We start from the raw sequence: 19152 nt of genomic DNA, 5'->3' as shown, positions 1-19152 counted from the left end.
AACGGTGCGGCGACGCGAGGCACAATATGTCTCCTGGGACATATGAAAAGAAGTCCAGACTTCTTTAGCGAAGTCGCAAATAAGTCAGCAAAAGCGTTATCGAGCTTATCTTCTTTTAATGCCCATTGATATGTCCAAAGGGACATGTCGCGCGTGGGGCCACGGCCCGAGCGAGCCCGAGCTGCGCGGCGGGCGAGCGGCCCGGAGTGCGCGGCGACAACGACGGCGCGCAGGTGTTGCTCGGCGACGGCGACGACGCGCGGGTGTTGCTCGGCGACGGCGATGTTGCCGCTCACTGCAGTCGGATCGCTCGGAGCAACAGACCCCTTGACCGTCGCGACAGCGGCTTTAGCCTGTGGGGCTATGGGCACACGGCGGTGGGTCGGGGAGCTGGAGTCATGGTTGCGGCGCTCGGACTTGAGCAAGGACGAGCTGGTGAAGCGCTCCGACCACAGCGCGGCCCAGGTGCTCTCTCTGTTTCAGCACCCAGAGCCGAACCCGACGTTGGGCGTCTACCTCGAGCTCGTCCATAAGGCGGGAGCGCGCTTCAACGGCGTACTCAACAACGACCCCGCTGCGGTCATCACGCGCCTGAAGGAGATCATGGTCCGCGAGAACATCGCGACCGTGTCCGCGCTCGCCAAGGTCGCCGACGTGAACCGATCGCAGCTCAGTCGGATGTTCAACGATCCCGCCCCGAACCCGACGCTGGCGACGTTCGATCGGCTCGTCGTCGCGTTGGGTGCCGAGCAGGACTTTGTCCTCGTCAGCTACGTTGACGAGGCCGTGGCCCAGGCGATCGTCGTCGGAAGCATGGAAGTGCAGGCCGTTGCGCAGGAAGCGGTGCGGCATCTTCATGCTGTGCCCGATCCGGCGTCGGCGAGGACCATGGGGGAGTTGGAGCGACTTCTCGCCGCTGCCAAGGCCGAACGCGCGGCGGCGGCAGCTCGCGAACGTGACACGCAGACCAAGATGGACGACGTGCTTGCCAGGGCTTTCCGGCTGCATCAGAAGAACGTCGAGCTCGAGCAACGGCACGCGGACGATGCTGCCGAGATCGTCCGATTGACTGGCGCTAACACCACGCTCGAGCGGCTGCGTGCCGAGGACGCCGCCGCGGATCGCCAGGCTGACCCGGGCGAACCGCCATCTGGTGCAGCTCCATGCCGAGGACGCCGCCGAGATCGCCAGGCTGACAGCGGCGAGACCGTGGAGCTTGCGCAAGAAGATCCTGTTCGGTCTCGGGTGCGCCCTGACTGGCGCGGGCGCTGTTGGCTGGGCGGCGCACGCTCGCAGGTAGGTCGGCGGCCCATGGCCGCCAGTGAGACGAACGGAGGGCCGTCCACAGCGCTTCGCGGCGCCAGGAACGGCCCCCCTGGAGACCGCGCTGAGACCAACAGCTCGGCCCACGCAAGGACCAACAGCCAGGCCTCCTGGGCAGCGCCGAGCAGCGGCCTCTCAATGGCCGAACAACACTCGGCGCCGACCGCGCCCGGGCGCTATGATGTCGGCCGGTCCCTGCAGCCCCGGCGAAGCCACGGATGGACACTCCTTCCTACCTGCTCAGCATCTCGATCCACCGCATGGCGGAGACCTCGTGGTCGAGCTGTCGCACAGCGATCCCACCAGCCAGGCCAGGGTGGCGCCCGTGCGCGGCATCGCGGCGTTCGACGGCCCGCGCCTGCTGGCGCATGCGAGGTCGGGCCGGACGTACGGCGAGGAGCTCGCTCGCCAGGTGTTCGCCGACGCGGAAAGTCGCCCGGCGCTTCGGCGAGGTCCGCACCGCCGCGGACGCGTCCGACCGCGACCTCCGGATCCTCGTGTGCATCGACCCCTCGGCTCAGGAGCTGCAAGCCCTGCGCTGGGAGCACCTGCGCGACCCCGCGTCGAACGCGGCGCTCGCTACCTCGGAGCGCGTGCTGCTGTCCCGCTTCATGGTCTCGCGCGACTTCCGTCCGGTGCGGTTGCGGGCCCGGACCGAGCTGACCGCGCTCGTCGCGGTCGCGGCCCCGGACCTCACCGGCTGGGACCTCGCGCCCGTCGACTTCGCGGGCGAGTCGAGTCGCATCACCGCGACGCTCGCCGGGGTGCAGGTCCGCGTCCTCGGCGGCCCCGACGCGCCCTGCACCCTCGCTCGCCTGCTCGACGAGGTCCGCCGCGGGGTCGACATCCTCTACCTCGTCAGCCACGGCATGTTCCAGCGCGGCGCGGGGACGCCGGCGCTGATCCTGCAAGGCGAGACCGGTGAGGCGGTGGTCGTCCGGGGCGACGAGCTGGCGCTCCGGCTCGGCGAGCAGCACCGCGTCCCGCGGCTCGTGGTCCTCGCCTCGTGCGAGAGCGCCGGCGACGGGAAGCTGGTCGCGGCGGACGAGCGCACGACGGTCCAGGCGACGCTCGCCGGACGCCTGGCCGACGCGGGCGTCCCCGCCGTCCTCGCCATGCAGGGGAAGATCACGATGGGCACCGTGGCGCGGATGATGCCGGTGTTCTTCCGCGAGCTGCTGGGCGACGGACAGATCGACCGCGCCCTGGCCGTCGCCCGCGGCGGGGTGAAGGACCGGAGCGACCACTGGATGCCGGCCCTGTACACCCGCCTGACCGACGGACGCCTGTGGTACACGCCGGGCTTTCGCAGCGCCCGGCAGGACGATGTGTGGGCGAGCCTGCTGGTCCCGGTCAAGAAGGGCAAGGTCGTGCCGATCATCGGCCCGCGCCTGCTCGAGACGGCCTGCGGCAGCGCGCACGACGCGGCGCGCAAGCTGGCGGGTATCCACCACTACCCCCTGCACGCCCACGAATGGGACGACCTGCCGCGGGTCACCGAGTACATGAGCGTCAAGGAGTCGCGGTTCAACGTCCTCCAGGCGTATCAGGATCAGCTCCTGCGCGAGCTGATCGAGCAGCACCGCGGCTGGCTCCCGCCCGAGGAGCTCCCGCCGCGCAACAAGCACCCGCGGCTCGGCAAGCTGCTGGCGCTGGTCAGCGATCGCCTGCGTAGCGACACCCGCGACCCGCACCGCATCCTCGCGGAGCTCGGCGCCTCGGTGTACGTGACCACCAACTTCGACCCGCTGCTCGAGCGCGCGCTGCGGGCCGCCGAGCCAGCACGCCGCAGCAGGTCGCGACCCGGTGGCGCTACCAGCAGTCGCCGCGACCCGCCGACGAGGACCGCGTCGCGCGGCCGTCGGCGCAGGCGCCGCTCGTGTACCACGTGTTCGGGGCGTTCGGGGCCAGCGCCGACGACGATGGCCTGGTCCTGACCGAGGACGACTACTTCGACTACCTGCTCACGACCGCCGCGACCAAGCTGATGCCGCCCGAGGTCGAGGGCGCCCTGGTCAGCAACTCGCTGCTGTTCCTCGGGTTTCGCCTGACGGACTGGCACTTCCGCGTGCTGTTCCGCCTGATGATGAGCCTGCCCGGCCGCAAGCGCCTCGAGAAGTACTGCCACGTCGCCGTGCAGCTCGACCCGGACCTGCAGACGATGTCCGACGTCGCCGAGGCCCGGGCCTTCCTGGCCAAGTACTTCGGCCAAAAGGCAAACATCAACATCTACTGGGGGAGCTCGGAAGATTTCCTCACCTCGCTCCGCGACGCGCTGGCCGCCGCGGGCGACCTGGGCGCGGACGACAAGCAGCCGCACGGGGGCGACGATGGCTGGGATTTCTGAGCGAAACCCGTTCGTCGGGCCGCGGCCGATCCAGGAGGGCGAGCCGCTGTACGGGCGCGACGCCGAGGTGCGCGAATTATATAACCGCCTGCAGGCGCGGCGCATCCTCGTGCTGCACGCGCCGTCGGGGCGGGCAAGAGCTCGCTCGTCATGGCCGGGCTGACGCCGGCGCTGGTCGAGGGCGGGTTCGACGTGTGGCGGCCGATCCGCGTGAACTTCGACCCGGCGGGGCTCGCGGACCTGCCGGCGGAGACCAACCGCTACGTGCTGAGCGTGCTGCTCAGCCTCGAGGAGGAACTGCCGGCCGATCGCCGCCGCAACCCCGCAGAGCTCGCGCGGATGGACCTGCGGACGTACGTGACGACCCGTCCGCGGCGTAAGGGCCGGCAAGACCTCCCGGCGGTGCTGCTGTTCGACCAGTTCGAGGAGGTTCTGACCGTCGGACCGCCGGGGCTGGCCGAGCGGCGGGCGTTCTTCTCGGCGGTCGGACAGGCGCTCGAGGGCGGGGAGCTGTGGGCGCTGTTCATCGTCCGCGAGGACCACCTGCCGGCGCTGGCGCCGTACCGCGACCGCATCCCCACGGAGCTGGCGAACACGTTCCGCCTCGACCTGCTCGACCGCCGCGAGGGCGCGCGCGAGGCCGCGGTGCGGCTGGCGGAGCGCGGCGGACGGGCGTTCCCCGGCGTCGACCGGCTGGTGCAGGACCTGGCGACGGTGCAGGTGCAGCAGGCGGACGGCAGCATCGTCGCGGAGCCGGGGCCGTTCGTCGAGCCGGTCCAGTTGCAGGTGGTCTGCCACCGCCTGTGGGCCGCGATGCCGGACGACGACCTCAGCATCGACGCCGAGGACATCGAACGCTACGCGAGCGTGTCGTCGGCGCTCGCCGGGTACTACGCCGACGTAGTCGCCGCGGTCGCCGGCGGCGACGAGGCGGTCGAGCGGGCGGTGCGTGAGTGGGTCGGGCGCACGCTGATCGTCAACCGGCTGCGCGCGCAGGTCCGGCAAGAGGCGAGGCAGAGCGCGGGGCTGGGCAACGACCTCATCGCGCGGCTGCGCGACCAGTTCATCGTGCGCGCCGAGCCGCGGGCCGGCGGCACGTGGTTCGAGCTGAGCCACGACCGCCTGGTCGAGCCCGTGCTGCGCGACAACGAGGCGTGGGAGGCGAAGCACCTGCATCCGTTGCAGGTGCAGGCCCGGCTGTGGGAGGATGGGCGGCGACCGGCGGCGCTGCTGCTCGGCGCCGCGGCGCTGCGGGGTGCGCAGGCGTGGGCCGCGGAGCACCCGAAGCGGATCACGGGCAGCGAGCGTGATTCCTCGGGCTGTCGCACGGGCATGTGCCCGGGAGCGGGCGGCGCGGCGCCGACTCGTCGCTGGCGGTGGTCGCGGTGGTGGTCGCGGTGGGCGTCGGGGTGCTCGCGGTGCTGGCGGTGCGGTCCCAGGAGGCGGCCGAGGCCGCGCAGGAGACCGCCGAGGCCGCGCAGGAGACCGCCGAGGCCGCGCAGAAACAACTCGCGGAGGAGAAAGCCGCAGCAGACACGGCCCGCGACCATGCGAAGGCGGAAGCCGCACGGGCGCGCACGGCCTCCTTGATGGCCGGCGCCCGCGAGCTCCTCGCGCGTCACGATTCAGCCGCGGCGACGCGGGTCCTCCTCGTGGTCGAGGCTCCCGAGGACGTTCGTGGGTGGCTGCAGCTTGCACTCGACACGTTGTCGACCCCGATGTTCGAGGCCAGATTCGACGGGGGAGGGGCAGTGTGGAGTCCGGATGGCCAGCGTGTCGTTACCCTCGAAGGGGATACGGTGCGGGTGTGGCGGGCGGACGGCACGGGCGAGCCCGTCATCCTCAGCGGCCACGACGACCCGGTCCGGTCCCCCGCATGGAGCTCGGATGGCCAGCGCATCGTCACCGCGTCCTCCGACAGGACGGCGCGGGTGTGGCGGGCGGACGGCACGGGCGAGCCCGTCGTCCTCCGCGGCCACGAGGACGGGGTCGAGTCCGCCGCGTGGAGCCCGGATGGACAGCGCATCGTCACCGCGTCCCACGACAAGACGGCGCGGGTGTGGCAGGCGGACGGCACGGGCAAGCCCGTCGTCCTCCGCGGCCACGAGGAATGGGTCTGGTCCGCCACGTGGAGCCCGGATGGCCAGCGCATCGTCACTGCGTCCTTCGACAAGACGGCGCGAGTGTGGCGGGCGGACGGCACGGGCAAGCCCGTCATCCTCCGCGGCCACGACAGCGTGGTCATCTCCGCCGCGTGGAGCCCGGATGGCCAGCGCATCGTCACCGCGTCTGACGACAAGACGGCGCGGGTGTGGCGGGCGGACGGCACGGGCAAGCCCGTCATCCTCCGCGGCCACGAGGACTTGGTCTGGTCCGCCGCGTGGAGCCCGGATGGCCAGCGCATCGTCACCGCGTCTGACGACAAGACGGCGCGGGTGTGGCGGGCGGACGGAACGGGTGAGCCCGTCGTCCTCCGCGGCCACGAGCACTCGGTCATGTCCGCCGCGTGGAGCCCGGATGGCCAGCGCATCGTCACCGCGTCCCACGACAAGACGGCGCGGGTGTGGCGGGCGGACGGCACGGGCAAGCCCGTCGTCCTCCGCGGCCACAAGAACCCGGTCATCTCCGCCATGTGGAACCCGGATGGCCAGCGCATCGTCACCGCGTCCCACGACAAGACGGCGCGGGTGTGGCGGGCTGACGGCATTGGCGAGCCCGTCCTCCGCGGCCACGAGGACTCGGTCTGGTCCGCCGCGTGGAGCCCCGATGGTCAGCGCATCGTTACCGCCTCCTTCACCAAGACGGCGCGGGTATGGCGGGCGGACGGCACGGGTGAGCCCGTCCTCCTCGGCCACAAGCCCGTCTCGTCCGCCGCGTGGAGCCCCGATGGCCAGCACATCGTCACCGCGTCCTACGACAAGACGGCGCGGGTGTGGCGAGCGGACGGCACGGGCGAGCCCGTCGTCCTCCGCGGCCACAAGCGCGCCGTCCTGTCCGCCGCGTGGAGCCCGGATGGCCAGCGCATCGTCACCGCGTCCTTCGACAATACGGCGCGGGTGTGGCGGGCGGACGGCACGGGCGAGCCCGTCGTCCTCCGCGGCCACGACGACTTGGTCCGCTCCGCCGCGTGGAGCCCGGATGGCCAGCGCATCGTCACCGCGTCCTTCGACAATACGGCGCGGGTGTGGCGGGCGGACGGCACGGGCGAGCCCGTCGTGCTCCGCGGCCACGACAGCGTGGTCAGGTCCGCCGCGTGGAGCCCGGATGGCCAGCACATCGTCACCACGTCCGACGACGAGACGGCGCGGATGTGGCGGGCGGACGGCACGGGCGAACCCGTCGTCCTCCGCGGCCACGAGAACTCGGTCTGGTCCGCAGCGTGGAGCCCGGATGGCCAGCGCATAGTCACCGCGTCCCACGACAAGACGGCGCGGGTGTGGCCGGCGGGCGGCACGGGCGAGCCCATCGTCCTTCACGGCCACGATGAATGGGTCCGGTCCGCCGCGTGGAGCCCGGATGGCCAGCGCATAGTCACCGCGTCCTACGACAAGACGGCGCGGGCGTGGTGGGCGGACGGCACGGGCGAGCCCCTCGTCCTCCGCGGCCACGAGGACGAGGTCAACTCTGCCGCGTGGAGCCCGGACGGCAATCACATCGTCACCGCGTCCAACGACGCCACCGCCCGCATCTGGAGCGTCTCGGTCCCCGCGATGCGTCGAGCCCTCGAGCGAGCGACGACCATCTGCCTCACCGCCGCCATGCGTCGCACGTACCTCGACGAGGACGCCGACGTAGCCCGCACCGAGTATGAAGCCTGCGAGCGTTCATACGGCCGCGTCCCGCGCGACAAGGACGACGCCCCGAAAAACTGAGACGCCCCGCCCATTCGCGGGTCCGCGGTTCACCAAACCTTGAACCCACGCCGCCGCGCAACACTTCCCGAGGCCGACCTCCTCGCCCGATTCGCCGTACCCGTAGCAACTGCGGCCGCCGGGCGGTGTCTCCGGACACGCTCCACACAACGCCCCATCTCGCCCTGCGGCGGATCTCGGTTGACCTGGAGCGCGGGCGCTCCGGGTCGTAGCCGATAACGAGGCAGGTGGTCACTTCGACGAGTCCGACGCCGTGGCCCGCGCGCGCCACGACGCCTACGAGCGCGAGCACGGCCGCGTCCCCGTCTCTTCTACACCTTCCGCGTCGCCGACGCCGACGCCGACGGCTCCGACGACATCAGCTACGGCGGCTGGCACGGCGACCCCGTACACGTGTGGCTGTCCAGCGCCGGCACCTTCAGCGTGGCCCACCAGCTGTCTGTCTCCGGCTGCTACGCGACCGCCAGCGACTGGGCCGACCACGACGGCGACCTCGACATCGCCGTCACCGGCGGCTGCAATGGCCCCCCTCGAGATGCCTCTCGCCGGCCCGCGGTTCGCGTGGGCCGCGACTCGCGGCTCGCGCTCGCGCGGTGCCGGGCGGTAGTGTAAAATCCAGCAATGACAACGGTTTTCTGGCTTCTGAACATTCTGTAAAGAGCGAGCCCACGCCGACGACTTCATCGCCGGTAGCCTCTTCCTCCGGAGGCTTGACTACTTTCGTGGGTTGGAAGAGGCCGACGACGGTCGGGGTGATCGCTTTGAAGGGACCTCGCACATTATGCAGCCTGACATGGGCGTAGTAATGCGGGTTAATGATATCCAGCTCTCGACGTCATCGTCGGACTGGGCGTCTGCTGCCCTGATAACGCCACAGGCCATACTCGAGCAGCACGCGCTCTGCGTCTACGCCGGGTCGTCCGGCGCGTTCACAAGTCTCTCTCCGGAAAACATTGATGAGTTTCGGCAGTATATGCGAGTGCCTGAGAAGTGCGCTTCCATGGGAGGCGAGCACGTTGTCTGCGTTCACAACGTCACGGCATTTCAGGAACGCCTTGGTGCTGCATGCCAGCGCGAGCGCTTCAACGTCACCGGCCGCCTTGTCACGTACTACGATGAAGCTGCGCTTTCCACGGGACGCTGGAGCCCGTGGGATTCTGTAAGCCACGGCGTTTTGAATGGCAGCGGGAGCGCCGTTTTCTCATTGATGGCCGTGGGCGCCTCCCGGATCCAGCCCGCCTTGAGATTGGCAGTCTGGCGGACATCGCCAGTGTCATGGATCTCTCGACCTTCAACGCGACCCTAACCCTTGATCTACCGAACGACTAGCTGCGAACGGCGACCTTCACGACGATCGGCCTCGGCGTCGCGGGGGCCTGCTCGTCGACCGCGAGCAGCGAAGCGGGGCTGGCAAGCCCGAGGCGAACGGACTGATCGCTGCTGGCGTGGTGGTCGGGGCCGCTGTGGCCGTATCCGGGGTCTGTGGCAGAGCCACCGCTACAATCGATGTCTCGGCGCTCACGCGCATCCGTCTGGTGGTCGCGTATGCACGTGTGTCGAGGATCGTCCCGAGCTTGAGGCGAGTCCGGGCAGGCCGGCGCGTCCGGGGCTGGGCGGAAGTTCGTGGCGCGCAACCCGGACTCGGTCCACGCCGACGCGTGCGCACCGCCTGCAGGCCGCTGCTACTCGAGCCGTAGACCGCTCTCCACTGGCCGGGCCCTGGGCTTCGGCCGGCGAGTCGACGTGGCCGCCGGCGCCGCGATCGCGGCCTCGACCTTCGGCCAGGTCCCGTCCGCGCTCCAGCGACTGTACCAGCGCCAGCACGTCGACGTAGTCGCGTAGGTCGCCGGGATGTCCGACCAGTGCCCCTGCGTGTGCAGCACCCAGCGGATTCCGTTGACCACGTCGCGCATGTCGACCGGCTTGCCGCCGCGCGGGCGGTCGGCGTCGACGAGGGTGACGATCGCGGCCCACTGGACGTCGCGCAGCGGCTCGAACGGCGCCACCGACAGCGCGGGGGGCATCCTGCTGGCCTCGACGATGCGGTTGGCGGTGTGCTCGAGCGCCTCGCGGACGACGCGGTTGGCCAGGTGCGCGTAGCGCTTGGTCGTGTTCGGCTGCCGGTGGCCGAGCATCTCGCCGACGATCGCCAGCGGCACGCCGCCCATGAGCGCGTCGCTGGCGAACGAGTGCCGCAGGTCGTGCAGGCGGACGTCGGGGATGCCCACCGCCTCGCGGATGTTCTTCCACGTAAAGTTGAGGCCCGAGAGCTTCCTGCCAGTGCGCGAGTGCACCACGAAGCCCGCCTTGCGGTTGCCCGTGGCGTCGTGGATCCGCCGCAGCAGGGCCATGACCTGCGAGGGAACGGGGATCCTCCGCTGGCCCGTCTTCGTGTCGGGGAGGTTCAGGGAGCTGTGCTGCCAGTCGACCATGGGCCAGGTGAGGCCACGGATCTCGTCGCGCCGGAGGCCCGTGAGCGAGAGCAGCTGCAGGGCCCAGACACCCATTCGATCGAGGTGGCCCTTGCGTCCCGGCGGGATCTGCAAGCCGCGGAGCAGCGTCGCCTCCACGTGCTGCCGCTCCTCGGGCGTCAGGAAGCGCTCGCGTGTCTTCATCGTGAAGCGCTGGACGCCGTGGGAGGGGTTGCGCATGTCCGACAGCTCCCAGGCGACGATGATCCGCTTGTACAGGCTACCGAGTACGCACAGCACGTAGTTGGCGGACCCCGGGGTCTTCTTGAAGCTGGCGTGTAGCGCTTGTGCGTCCTGGCGGGTCACGCTCCGGAAGTCCCGATCGCCGAGCACGGGCAAGATGTCCTCGAGGAGGTGCTTGCGGTAGTTGATCGCGCTGCTGGGCTTCAGATAGACGTCGACGAATTCGCGGACGAAGCGATCGGCGAGCTCGCGAACTGTCACTCGCGGCGATTCCACCTGTTTCACAGGCTCGACTCGGCGCCCTGATCTCGGCGCGGTCCGGCCCGCGTCCGGCTGGACGGACGCCTCGTTGCGCGCCTCACCACCGAGCATCAGCACCGCCCGGCGGCGCGCCTCGTCGACGCCGAGCGTCGGGCTCATGAGCCCGATCTTCTGCCGACGCCACTGCCCGTCGACCTGATGGCGAACGAGAAACACCTTCTTGCCAGTCGGCAGCACCCGTACGACGAACCCGGGCATCGCCGCGCACGTCACCTCGTACATCTTGTCGCGCGGCTTCAGCTCGCGCACGGTCGCGGTAGTCAGCATCCCCAAACCTCCACCCCAGTTATCGCGACAAATTCGAGCCAAGCAAGGGTCTTAAATCGCCTGTCCGAAAGTACACATTCTCTGTCACAAGCCCGCGCAGGGCGGATCCAAACCACTCATACAATATTGGTGATCGAATAGGCGTGCTGGTTCCAGATCTTCCGGCCGGGGCGCCAGGAGTTGTTCTTGTCGCCGATGACGGTGATGCCGGTGATCGGGCCGTTGTAGGGCTCGTGGATGACGACGATCTCGACCTGGCCGTCGCGGTCGACGTCGGCGACGATCGGGTATTCGAGGCGGGTGCCGCTGTTGTGGTCGGCGAATGCAGCTTGGTGGCGCCGTCGATGCCGGAGAAGACGTAGAGGTTGATCCGTCGGCGTAGACGACGTCGGCGATGCCGTCGCCCTCGAAGTCATAGACGGAGCTGCCAGTGATGCCGGAGGAGGCGTCCTGGGTGGTGTGGCTCCACAGCACGGTCCCGTCGGTGTCGAATACGCTGTATTTGCTCAGGCCGGCGACGCCGACCTCCGGAAGCCGTCGCCGTCGTAGTCGGCGATGGTCGGCGGGCCGCCGAGGCCGCCGGGGTCGCGGTCTTCCAGATCAAGGCGCCGTCGGAGCTGTCGTGGACGTGGACTTCGGCGTTGGAGACGACGACGATCTCGGGGATGCCGTCGAGGTCGAAGTCGGCGACGCCGGGGTAGCCGTCGTTGGAGGCGTTGGACCAGATGGCGGTGCCGTCCATGCGGTAGAGGGCGTTGCCGACGACGACCTCGTTCGCCGTCGCCGTCGAGGTCGGCGGCGAAGGAGACGGCGGCGCTGCCGTTGGCGTTGCCGGTGGGGCGCCGATGCCGAACATGCCGACGCCGACCTGGCTGCCGGCGCTGTTGAGGATGACGCGGCCGGCGACGATCTCCGGCTTGCCGTCGCCGTTCATGTCGAGGATCGCGGGGTAGGTCTCGTAGGTGCCGGCGTTGGCGGCGGTGAGCATCGGGCTGGTCCACTTGAGGGTGCCGTCATGCTCGTAGCAGAGGATCTGCTGGCCGTTGTTGCTGCTGCTCAGGATCTCGATGAATCCATCGTTGTCGATGTCGGCGGCGGCGAGGCCCTCCTCGCGGGTGCCGCCGGGGATGACGATGCTCAGCACCTCGCTGCTGCCGTCGCCGGAGATGGCGCGCAGGACGGCCTGATTGTTGGGATTGTACATGATATTCAGGATGTCGGGCATATCCTCGCTGTCGACCTTGCCGTCCATGTTGTCGTCATTGACCTGCACGACGAGCGGGGCCGAGGCGCTGGCGTTGGCGCCGGGGCTGGTCATGAACATGTCCTTGTGCCACTCGACCACGGGGTCGAACATGCCGAGCTGGGGCTCGGTCTTGCAGGCGGCGTCGAAGGGGGCCATGAAGCCGGGCGGCGGGTCCTCGTTGCAGGGGCCTGCGGGCTCGCCGGTGGTGGCGGTCGTCGCGGGTGGTGGCACTGTCTGGTGGCGCTGTCAGTGGCGGTGGCGCTGTCGGTGGCGCTGGTCGGCCCGTTGCTGGTGCCGGTGGCGGTGTCGCTGATGCTGCCCTCGGTGGCGGTGCCGGTGGCGCTGCCGGTGGGGGTGCTGTCGCCGGTGGTGGGGGTGACGGTGGTGGTCAGCGGGCTGGTGTCGGTGGCGCTGCCGGTGCCGGCCTCACCGGGGCGGCCGTCGTCGCCGCAGGCGCTCCACACGGCGGTGCAGAAGGCGAGGTACGAGAGGAGGGAGAAGGAGATGCGGGAGACACGGGCCACCTCGCCACGCTATCACGGGGGCTGCGCGCGGAGGCGGGCGCACCCACGCGGGCTCGTGACGATCGATCGTGTGGCGCCGCGCTCGGTCGCGAGATCTGGCATGCTGGGGGTCCTGGAGGCGCGATCATGCGACGGCTCATGCTTGGTTGTCTGGTGTTCGGTGGCTGCCTGGTGAAGGACAACCCGGCGTGGGAGGACAGCGGCGCCGAGGCGAGCGCGGGCTCGACGGGTGTGAGCGGCGGAGCGAGCGGCACCTCGGTGACGCTGCCGACCACGAGCGGGGGTGAGGACAGCGGTGGAGCGACGGCTTCGCAGGGTGAGTCGACGACCGCGGCCGGGACCACGACCACGGCGGGCGGCGAGGCGACGGGGACCGGCGCGACGGACAGCGGTGGCAGCACGGGGCAGCTAGCGATGCAGTGTACGAAATCGGAGCGCCTGGCGGTCAAGCTGGACGCGGAGGCGTTCGAGGACGCGGGGGTGGTGCCGAGCTCGATGGGCTCGCCGTGTGCGGGCTGGGGCGCCGGGACGGCGCCGGACTGCGGGGCGCTCAACTTCGGGGCGACCGGCTTCTTTCGCCTGGTCAACGACACGGAGAAGGGCAAGAACGCGGCGCTGCTGCGCTTCAACGGCGAGAAGGTCGCGGCGTTCGTGCAGGACGCCGGCGTCGACGCGGCCGATCTGCTCGCGGCGCGGCTCGAGCTGGTGGTGTACGAGCCGCTGACCGAGCCGGCGCAGGACAGCACGCTGGAGATCGGGATGCTGCTGGGGGATGACGCGACCTGGGACGTGGGGATGAAGGACGGGCAGCTCGCGACGGAGCAGGAGTCGAACGCGCTGTGTCGGACGATCGAGGGCGGTCAGTGCGTGGCCTGGTCGCAGGGCGACGCGGTGAGCGGGAGCTCGTCGGTCGGCATCATGCTGGTCACCAAGGCGGCGGTGGCGATGACCGATCTCGACGGCAAGGAGGGTCAGTACCACGCGCAGCTGGTGAGCGAGCCGCTGGCCAAGGAGCTGGCGCAGGCCTTCGCGGAGGGGCTGGGGCCGAGCCTCGTGGTGTCGCTGAGCACGACGCGGGGGCTGGCCGAGGGGGTGATCGGGATCAAGCTCGAGGAGTCGGAGTATCCCGACGCGGCGCTCTACTTCGAGGTGTGCACCGAGTGGTCGAGCTGAGCGGGGCGGGGCTGCAGGCTGCGTGGCGCGAGGTGTGCGAGGTGTGCACCGAGTGGTCGAGCTGAGCCGCGCTGCGCTGCGGCGCCGCGTATGAGGTGGGCGCTCAGGCGCGGCGGCGGCGGATTGTGAGCAGGAGGAGGGCGGCGAGGGCGAGGGGCGGGCGCGGCTGCGGGTCGTTGCGGCAGCCGCAGCCGTCGTCGTCGAGGGCGTTGGCGCTGTCGTTGCTGCTGTCGACGCCGCCGTCATCGGCGTCGAGGGTGACGCTGTTGTTCGCGCCGCTGTCGGTCGGGAGGGGGGTGGTGTCGCTGTCGTCGCTGGTGGCGGTGGTGGCGGCGGTGGTGGTGCTCGCGGCGCTGTCACCGGTCTCGGCGCACAGGGGCCTGGTCGACCTGCCAGACGGGAACGGGGTGTTGTCGACGCCGGTGAGGCGGATGTTGTCGATGTCCCAGCCGTGGGCGCCGGCGGCGGCGTCGGTGCCGACGCGGAAGCGCAGCACGATGGATTCGCCGGCGAGGTTCATGCCGAGGTTCAGCGACTCCGGGCTGGCGCTTGGGGAAGCCGGGGTCTCGCCGACGTAGGCGGAGCGGCCGTTCAGCGGGTTGGCCTCGCTGACGATGACGCCCTTGTAGTCGGTGACGGCGGCGAGTGTGGAGATATCGACCCACCTTGGAATCGCCGCGGCGAACCTCGATGACGCCGCCGTCCCAGTAGGTGCCCATGCTGGTCTCGAAGCTGTAGGCGGTGGTCGAAGGCGATGATCAGGGGCTCGTCGGCGGAGACCTGGATGGTGGGGGAGAGGAGGGGGTGTCGGTGGGGCGGCCGACGTCGTCGGCGTGCCAGAAGAAGCCGCCCTCGGGGCCGGAGCTGCGGCGCCACACGGCCTCGGCGTTGCCGCCGTCGGTGGTCCAGACGCTCGGCGTGACCTCGAGATCGTCGTCGCGGGAGGCCATGGGTTTGAGGTCAGCGTGGATGAATGTGTCGAGCGGAACGTCGAGGAACTCGACGCAGCCGCCGGGGGTGACGAGGCGCAGGGTGAGGGTGAGGGGGCGATACTCCTGGATCGCGGCGATGCTGATCGGCAGCTCGAGGACGGTGGAGCTCAGGGCCTCGAGCGCCGGGGCGACCAGCGAGGGGCCGTCGGGGAACACCAGCGCGGGGTCGGGCTGGTGGACCTCGACGATCGCGCCGGCGGGCAGGAGCTCGGCGCCGGCGTTGTAGAGCGTCAGCTCGACGCGGCCGAGCTCGCCGCCGTCGATGATGCCGTCGTCGTCGCAGGAGGCGAGGCTGTCGTCGACCTTGGCCGCGAGGATGACGCCATTGGCGCGGACCTGGAAGTCCTCCTTGACGCCGACGAGGTCGACGGAATTCTTGGGCGGGGAGACGGCGCAGCTGCCGGCGCCGCGGCGGGCGAAGGCCTGGGCGACGGTGTTGAAGTCGGCGGGGTCGATCGCGCGGGCGGCCATCAGCAGGGCGTCGCGCTGCTCGAGGTAGGTGGGGCTCGGGGCGCGAGCATCATGCCGGGGACGATGATGTCGGCCATGCGGCGGCGGACGCCGGCGAAGTCGAGGTCGCCCTGCTCGGCGTGGGCCTTGTGGAGGGCGATGTAAACCTCCCACATCATCGTGGCCCAGATCTCACCGGCGTTGTGGACCTCGCTGTTGGAGGCGCCGGAGGGCTCGATCGGCGGGCCCATCGGCAGCTCCTCGCCGTCGGCGATGTGGCGGAAGGTGAGCGGGTTCCTGGCGAAGTCGACGGTGTGGGGGAGGCGGCGGATGCCGAAGTAGCCGGTGGGGTCGAATGCGGCGTAGAGGCTGGCGGCGTAGGTGGCGTCGAGGTCGTCGCCGTCGCGCAGGGTGGTGAAGAGGGCGTTGAAGTCGCCCCAGCCCTCGCTCTCGGCGCCGCAGGCGGTGCTGCCGCAGTCGACGAGGCGATGGTGGAGATAATGCCCCCACTCATGGGCGACGATCATATTGTCGATGGTGCCGTCGCGCTCGACGCTGGATTCGCCGACCATATGTGCGGTCTGCGGGTTCTTCTTGAGGGCGGCCTTGAGGGCGACGCCGGAGGCCATGGCGGTGCCGAAGCTGGGGATCGTGGGGTCCTCGGTGTCGGCGTCGTTGCCGGGGTTCAGGACATTCTCGGCCTCGACGTTATCGGCGATGACGGCCCCGACGGCGCCGGCGGCCTGGGCGAAGTTCACCTTGGTCTCGAAGGTGCAGTTGCCGCGATCGATGAGGGCGATCTTGCCGACGAGGTTGTTGGTGGGGGCCTCGCAGCCGTCGCTCGGGCTCTTGCCGCCGCCGTCGTCGAGCAGGACCATCGCGGCGCTGACGTCGAAGTCGGGCGGGCCGAACTGGGCGATCGCCACCTCGAAGTCCTTGCCGAGGGGCTCGAGCTCGAGGAGGGCGACCTTGGTGACGCCGCTCCACAGGTACATCTGCATGGTCGGCGGGGCGCCGTCCATCGGGGTCGACATGTTGGCGTTGTTGCGGGCGCCAGCGAGGGCGGCGTCCTGGGCCTCGGCGCGGAGCGAGTCGCCCTCGACGCCGCCGCGGCCGAAGTTGCTGTCCTGGGCGACGCCGGTGGCCTCGTTGAAGCCGGAGTCGTACCAGAAGTCGTGTTGCCAATTGTTGACGTAGAAGAGCTGCGTGATCGCGGCCATCGACTGGGCCTTGGAGTCGAGCGGCGGGAGGGGGAGGTCGTAGACGCGGTCGAACACGCCGGGGGCGGTGACGCTGGGGCGGAAGTCGAGGTCGGCGAGGCCGTTGGGGGCGTCGTGATCGACGTAGGCGTCGACGTTGTTGCCGTGGGTCACCTTGGCGCCGGGCGGGAGCCAGGGGTCGGCGAGGCCGTCGGGGTTGGTGTTGAAGCCCTCGACGGTGATCAGGCGGGGGACGGTCGCGTCGATGGGGCCCTGGTCGGGCTTGCCGGTGGGGTGCGGGTTCCAGTCGGCGAGCGGGCCGTCGCTGGGCCGGAGGTCGCCGGTCTCGTCGGCCCACACGCGGTACTTGAAGGCGTCGCTGGCGGTGGCGCTGCGGCGCATGAGCTGGCGGCGCGGCGTCGGCGGCGACGACGTATTGCGGGACCTCGAGCTGGCCGCGGGTGTCGAGCTGGAGCTCGATGAGGTGGGCGGGGACGAGGGCGTCGCCGACCGGGAAGTAGACCGGCTTGCTGCGGGCGGGCGTGGCCTGGCCGGGGAGGGTGAAGCGCGACCAGCCGCGCAGGTCGGCGAGGCGGGGCGTGGCGCCGGCGATGTCGTGGCCGGGGAGCAGGGTGTGCAGCGCGGTGGCGGCGTCGAGGATGAATGGCCTCGCCGAGTCGGCGTGGGCGGCGGGGTGCGGGGTGCCGGAGATGGCGAGGGGTCGGCGCTGGCGGTCGAGCAAGATCTTCACGTCGGCGTGGAGGAGCTCGACCTCGCCGACGCGCGGACGCAGGGCGACGACGATGCCGCCGCGGCCGAGGTCGTGGGTGAAGAGGTGGCGGGCGCCGGCCACGACGGCGCGCGAGATGCCGTAGGCGTCGCGGTGACGCTCGAGGTGCAGGCGGGCGATGGCCTCGCTCGAGAGGAAGGTGGGCGGGGTCGCGGTGGTCGGGGACCACAGCAGCGAGGGAGCGCCGCGGCCGGGGTCGTGGGCGGCGACGATCACGGGGCCTCGGGTGGGGCGTGGGGTCGCCGCGGTGGCGAGCCAGGCGTCGTGCGGGGTGCGCTGGCCGGCGAGCTGCGGCGCCTGGGGTGCCTGGGGTGCCTGGGGTGCCTGGGGTGGGAGTTGCGGGTGTTGGCGGGCCTGGACGGCGCTGGTCGGGGCGACCCAGAGGAGGCCGAGGAGAGCGAGGAGGGACGACGCGGCGAGGCGGGGGCGCAGGCGGACCACGCGTCATCGTAGGCGGCGACGCGCGCGGAAGTCCATCCGTCGCCGACGTGTGCCAGCGCGGAGGCGCGGGAACGTGCTGAGGAGGTCAGCGCAGGTAGTCGGGGGTGTCGCGGGGGACGCCGAGCTCGCGGCTGAGGCCGGCGAGCTCGGCGAGCTCGCCGAGGTCCTCGAGCAGGCGCATCTCGTTGTGGTAGCGGCGGTCGGGGTCCTTCTGGTGGAGGCGGGCGACGACGTCGTGGAGCAGCAGGGGGGCGTCGACGCCGAGGGCCTCGAGCGAGGTGGGCTGGTCCGAGAGGATGTGGTGGACGCCGGCGTAGAAGTTGGTGAAGTCGAAGGCGGGGTGGCCGGCGAGCATCTCGTAGAGGACGCTGCCGAGCGAGAACTGGTCGGCGCGGTAGTCGATGCGGGCGCCGCGGAAGCTCTCGGGGGCGAGGTAGCGGGGCGAGCCGACGAAGGTGCCGGGGACGGTGAGCTCGGAGTTGGCGAGCTTGGCGATGCCGAAGTCGAGGATCTTGGCGATGTCGCCGGGGAGGACGAGCACGTTGCCGGGCTTCACGTCGCGGTGGATGACCTGATTGCGGTGGGCGAACTCGAGGGCGTCGGCGAGCTGGAAGGCGATGCCGACGCTGCGCTGCCAGGGCATGCGGCCCGCGGCGATGATCGTGCCGAGCGGGGTCCCGGCGAGGTACTCCATGGCGAGGTAGACGGGGGCGTCGGCGGCGGCGGAGTAGTCGAAGACGGTGACGATGTTGGGGTGGTGGAGCATGCCGGCGGCCTGGGCCTCGCAGGCGAAGCGGCGCAGCAGCTCGTCGCGGCCGGCGGGGTCGGCCTCGTTGGCGACGACCTTGACGGCGACGGTGCGGCGCAGCGAGGGGTCGAAGCACTTGTAGATCGTGCCCATGCCGCCGGCCCCGAGCTTGCCGAGGACCTCGTAGCGGCCGATCGTGGTCGGCAGGCTCTCGTCCACGCGGGCGGGCTGGGCCTCGCTCGCGGCCTCGCGCGGTGGCCTGCTGTGGTGGCCGAGCACCGCGGTCGTCTCGCCGGCGTGGGTCTCGGCGGCGCGGTCGCGTCGGGCCTGCATGACGGCGCGCAGCTCGGCGAGCAGGACCTCGAGGTCGGGCGGCTTGATGAGGTAGTTGAGGGCGCCGAGGCGCATGGCCTCGACGGCGCGCGCGACCTGGCCGTCGGCCGAGAGCATGAGGACGTCGGGCGTGAGCTGCTCGCTTCGGATCGCGGCGATCAGCTCGAGGCCGCTGAGGCGGGGCATGTTGAGGTCGGTGAGGACGAGGTCGAAGGGGCGCGCCCGCAGCAGGACCAGGGCCTCGGCGCCGTCGGCCGCGGTGTCGACGTGAAAGCCGAACCCGACGAGGAAGTCGCGCAGCATCACGCGCGTGTCCTCGTGGTCGTCGACGATGAGGATCACGCCGGTGTCTCGTCCACGCTCGACCATCGGTCCATTCATCGCAGCTCGCGGCCGGGGCGGGGTGATTCGCCGGATCGTGGGCGCGGGGGGGCGGCGTGGCGGGGGGCGGCGGCTCGTCCAGGGTTGTTGC

At 70.7% G+C, this 19152-nt stretch carries 12 protein-coding genes and 3 pseudogenes; 7 read left to right on the top strand and 8 right to left on the bottom strand.

All coding sequences use genetic code 11. The features are described 5' to 3' along the window. Positions 1-144: 144 nt before the first annotated feature. The 5 genes and pseudogenes from IPJ59_RS38270 to IPJ59_RS30405 all read left to right on the top strand — a co-directional run. Positions 145-684 (top strand): annotated as a pseudogene (locus IPJ59_RS38270) (hypothetical protein); the annotation flags it as partial. A 1007-nt stretch (positions 685-1691) separates the two neighbouring features. Continuing rightward, positions 1692-3260 carry a CHAT domain-containing protein gene (locus IPJ59_RS30420; protein ID WP_293274488.1) on the top strand — a complete coding sequence of 523 codons (1569 nt, stop codon included), beginning with the start codon at positions 1692-1694 and terminating at the stop codon, positions 3258-3260. Beyond that, on the top strand, positions 3203-3670 hold the full coding sequence (locus tag IPJ59_RS30415) for an SIR2 family protein (protein WP_293274487.1): 468 nt from the start codon (positions 3203-3205) through the stop codon (positions 3668-3670). The genes IPJ59_RS30420 and IPJ59_RS30415 overlap by 58 nt, the downstream gene beginning before the upstream one ends. Positions 3671-3805: 135 nt before the next feature. Further along, positions 3806-5260, top strand: a pseudogene (locus IPJ59_RS30410) (nSTAND1 domain-containing NTPase); the annotation flags it as partial. Positions 5261-5469: 209 nt separating this feature from the next. Beyond that, a pseudogene (locus tag IPJ59_RS30405) lies at positions 5470-7542 on the top strand (WD40 repeat domain-containing protein); the annotation flags it as partial. Positions 7543-9224: 1682 nt separating this feature from the next. On the opposite strand, the gene IPJ59_RS30400 reads toward IPJ59_RS30405, so the two are convergent. From IPJ59_RS30400 to IPJ59_RS30385, 4 genes are all read right to left on the bottom strand, one after another. Continuing rightward, positions 9225-10784, bottom strand: a complete 1560-nt coding sequence (locus IPJ59_RS30400) for a tyrosine-type recombinase/integrase (protein WP_293274482.1) — start codon at positions 10782-10784, stop codon at positions 9225-9227. A gap of 116 nt (positions 10785-10900) precedes the next feature. After that, the gene (locus tag IPJ59_RS30395; protein ID WP_293274480.1) at positions 10901-11200 is read right to left on the bottom strand and encodes a hypothetical protein; all 300 of its coding nucleotides are present in this window, start codon (positions 11198-11200) and stop codon (positions 10901-10903) included. Next, on the bottom strand, positions 11197-12186 hold the full coding sequence (locus tag IPJ59_RS30390; protein WP_293274478.1) for an FG-GAP repeat domain-containing protein: 990 nt from the start codon (positions 12184-12186) through the stop codon (positions 11197-11199). Before IPJ59_RS30390 ends, IPJ59_RS30395 begins: the two co-directional genes overlap by 4 nt. Further along, the gene (locus tag IPJ59_RS30385) at positions 12099-12554 is read right to left on the bottom strand and encodes a hypothetical protein (protein WP_293274476.1); all 456 of its coding nucleotides are present in this window, start codon (positions 12552-12554) and stop codon (positions 12099-12101) included. Before IPJ59_RS30385 ends, IPJ59_RS30390 begins: the two co-directional genes overlap by 88 nt. A 126-nt stretch (positions 12555-12680) precedes the next feature. Between IPJ59_RS30385 and IPJ59_RS30380 the strand changes: the two genes are divergently transcribed. Then, positions 12681-13727 carry a hypothetical protein gene (locus IPJ59_RS30380; RefSeq protein ID WP_293250366.1) on the top strand — a complete coding sequence of 349 codons (1047 nt, stop codon included), beginning with the start codon at positions 12681-12683 and terminating at the stop codon, positions 13725-13727. 103 nt (positions 13728-13830) lie between these two features. Here IPJ59_RS30380 and IPJ59_RS30375 read toward each other — a convergent pair whose 3' ends face one another. The 3 genes from IPJ59_RS30375 to IPJ59_RS30365 form a co-directional block, all read right to left on the bottom strand. Then, a complete protein-coding gene (locus IPJ59_RS30375; protein WP_293274474.1) occupies positions 13831-14247 on the bottom strand; it encodes an MYXO-CTERM sorting domain-containing protein in 417 nt (138 codons plus the stop codon). A gap of 238 nt (positions 14248-14485) precedes the next feature. After that, entirely contained in the window at positions 14486-15190 is a 705-nt protein-coding gene (locus IPJ59_RS30370) for a hypothetical protein (protein WP_293274472.1), read from the bottom strand. Then, on the bottom strand, positions 15190-16770 hold the full coding sequence (locus tag IPJ59_RS30365; protein WP_293274471.1) for a M36 family metallopeptidase: 1581 nt from the start codon (positions 16768-16770) through the stop codon (positions 15190-15192). The genes IPJ59_RS30370 and IPJ59_RS30365 overlap by 1 nt, the downstream gene beginning before the upstream one ends. Between IPJ59_RS30365 and IPJ59_RS30360 the strand changes: the two genes are divergently transcribed. Next, a complete protein-coding gene (locus tag IPJ59_RS30360; protein ID WP_293274469.1) occupies positions 16736-17611 on the top strand; it encodes a hypothetical protein in 876 nt (291 codons plus the stop codon). The two genes, IPJ59_RS30365 and IPJ59_RS30360, sit on opposite strands and share 35 nt — an antisense overlap. A 73-nt stretch (positions 17612-17684) precedes the next feature. Here IPJ59_RS30360 and IPJ59_RS30355 read toward each other — a convergent pair whose 3' ends face one another. Beyond that, positions 17685-19049, bottom strand: coding sequence for a protein kinase domain-containing protein (locus IPJ59_RS30355; protein ID WP_293250372.1), 1365 nt, complete (start codon positions 19047-19049; stop codon positions 17685-17687). Between the last annotated feature and the right edge of the window lie 103 nt (positions 19050-19152).

The organism is Nannocystis sp. (assembly GCF_016714285.1).
Lineage (GTDB): Bacteria > Myxococcota_A > Polyangia > Nannocystales > Nannocystaceae > Nannocystis.
Note: the sequence above shows the minus strand (reverse complement) of the source record. Positions and strands in the feature narration are given on the sequence as shown.

Bases quoted from the DNA above. Each gene is read 5' to 3' on its own strand.
- IPJ59_RS30365 (WP_293274471.1), bottom strand. From the start codon at position 16,770: ATGCGCCGCAGCGCCACCGCCAGCGACGCCTTCAAGTACCGCGTGTGG.
- IPJ59_RS30390 (WP_293274478.1), bottom strand. From the start codon at position 12,186: ATGGCCCCCTTCGACGCCGCCTGCAAGACCGAGCCCCAGCTCGGCATG.
- IPJ59_RS30420 (WP_293274488.1), top strand. From the start codon at position 1,692: ATGCGAGGTCGGGCCGGACGTACGGCGAGGAGCTCGCTCGCCAGGTGT.
- IPJ59_RS30375 (WP_293274474.1), bottom strand. From the start codon at position 14,247: ATGAACCTCGCCGGCGAATCCATCGTGCTGCGCTTCCGCGTCGGCACC.
- IPJ59_RS30400 (WP_293274482.1), bottom strand. From the start codon at position 10,784: ATGCTGACTACCGCGACCGTGCGCGAGCTGAAGCCGCGCGACAAGATG.
- IPJ59_RS30355 (WP_293250372.1), bottom strand. From the start codon at position 19,049: ATGGTCGAGCGTGGACGAGACACCGGCGTGATCCTCATCGTCGACGAC.
- IPJ59_RS30370 (WP_293274472.1), bottom strand. From the start codon at position 15,190: ATGGCCGCCCGCGCGATCGACCCCGCCGACTTCAACACCGTCGCCCAG.
- IPJ59_RS30395 (WP_293274480.1), bottom strand. From the start codon at position 11,200: ATGACTTCGAGGGCGACGGCATCGCCGACGTCGTCTACGCCGACGGAT.
- IPJ59_RS30380 (WP_293250366.1), top strand. From the start codon at position 12,681: ATGCGACGGCTCATGCTTGGTTGTCTGGTGTTCGGTGGCTGCCTGGTG.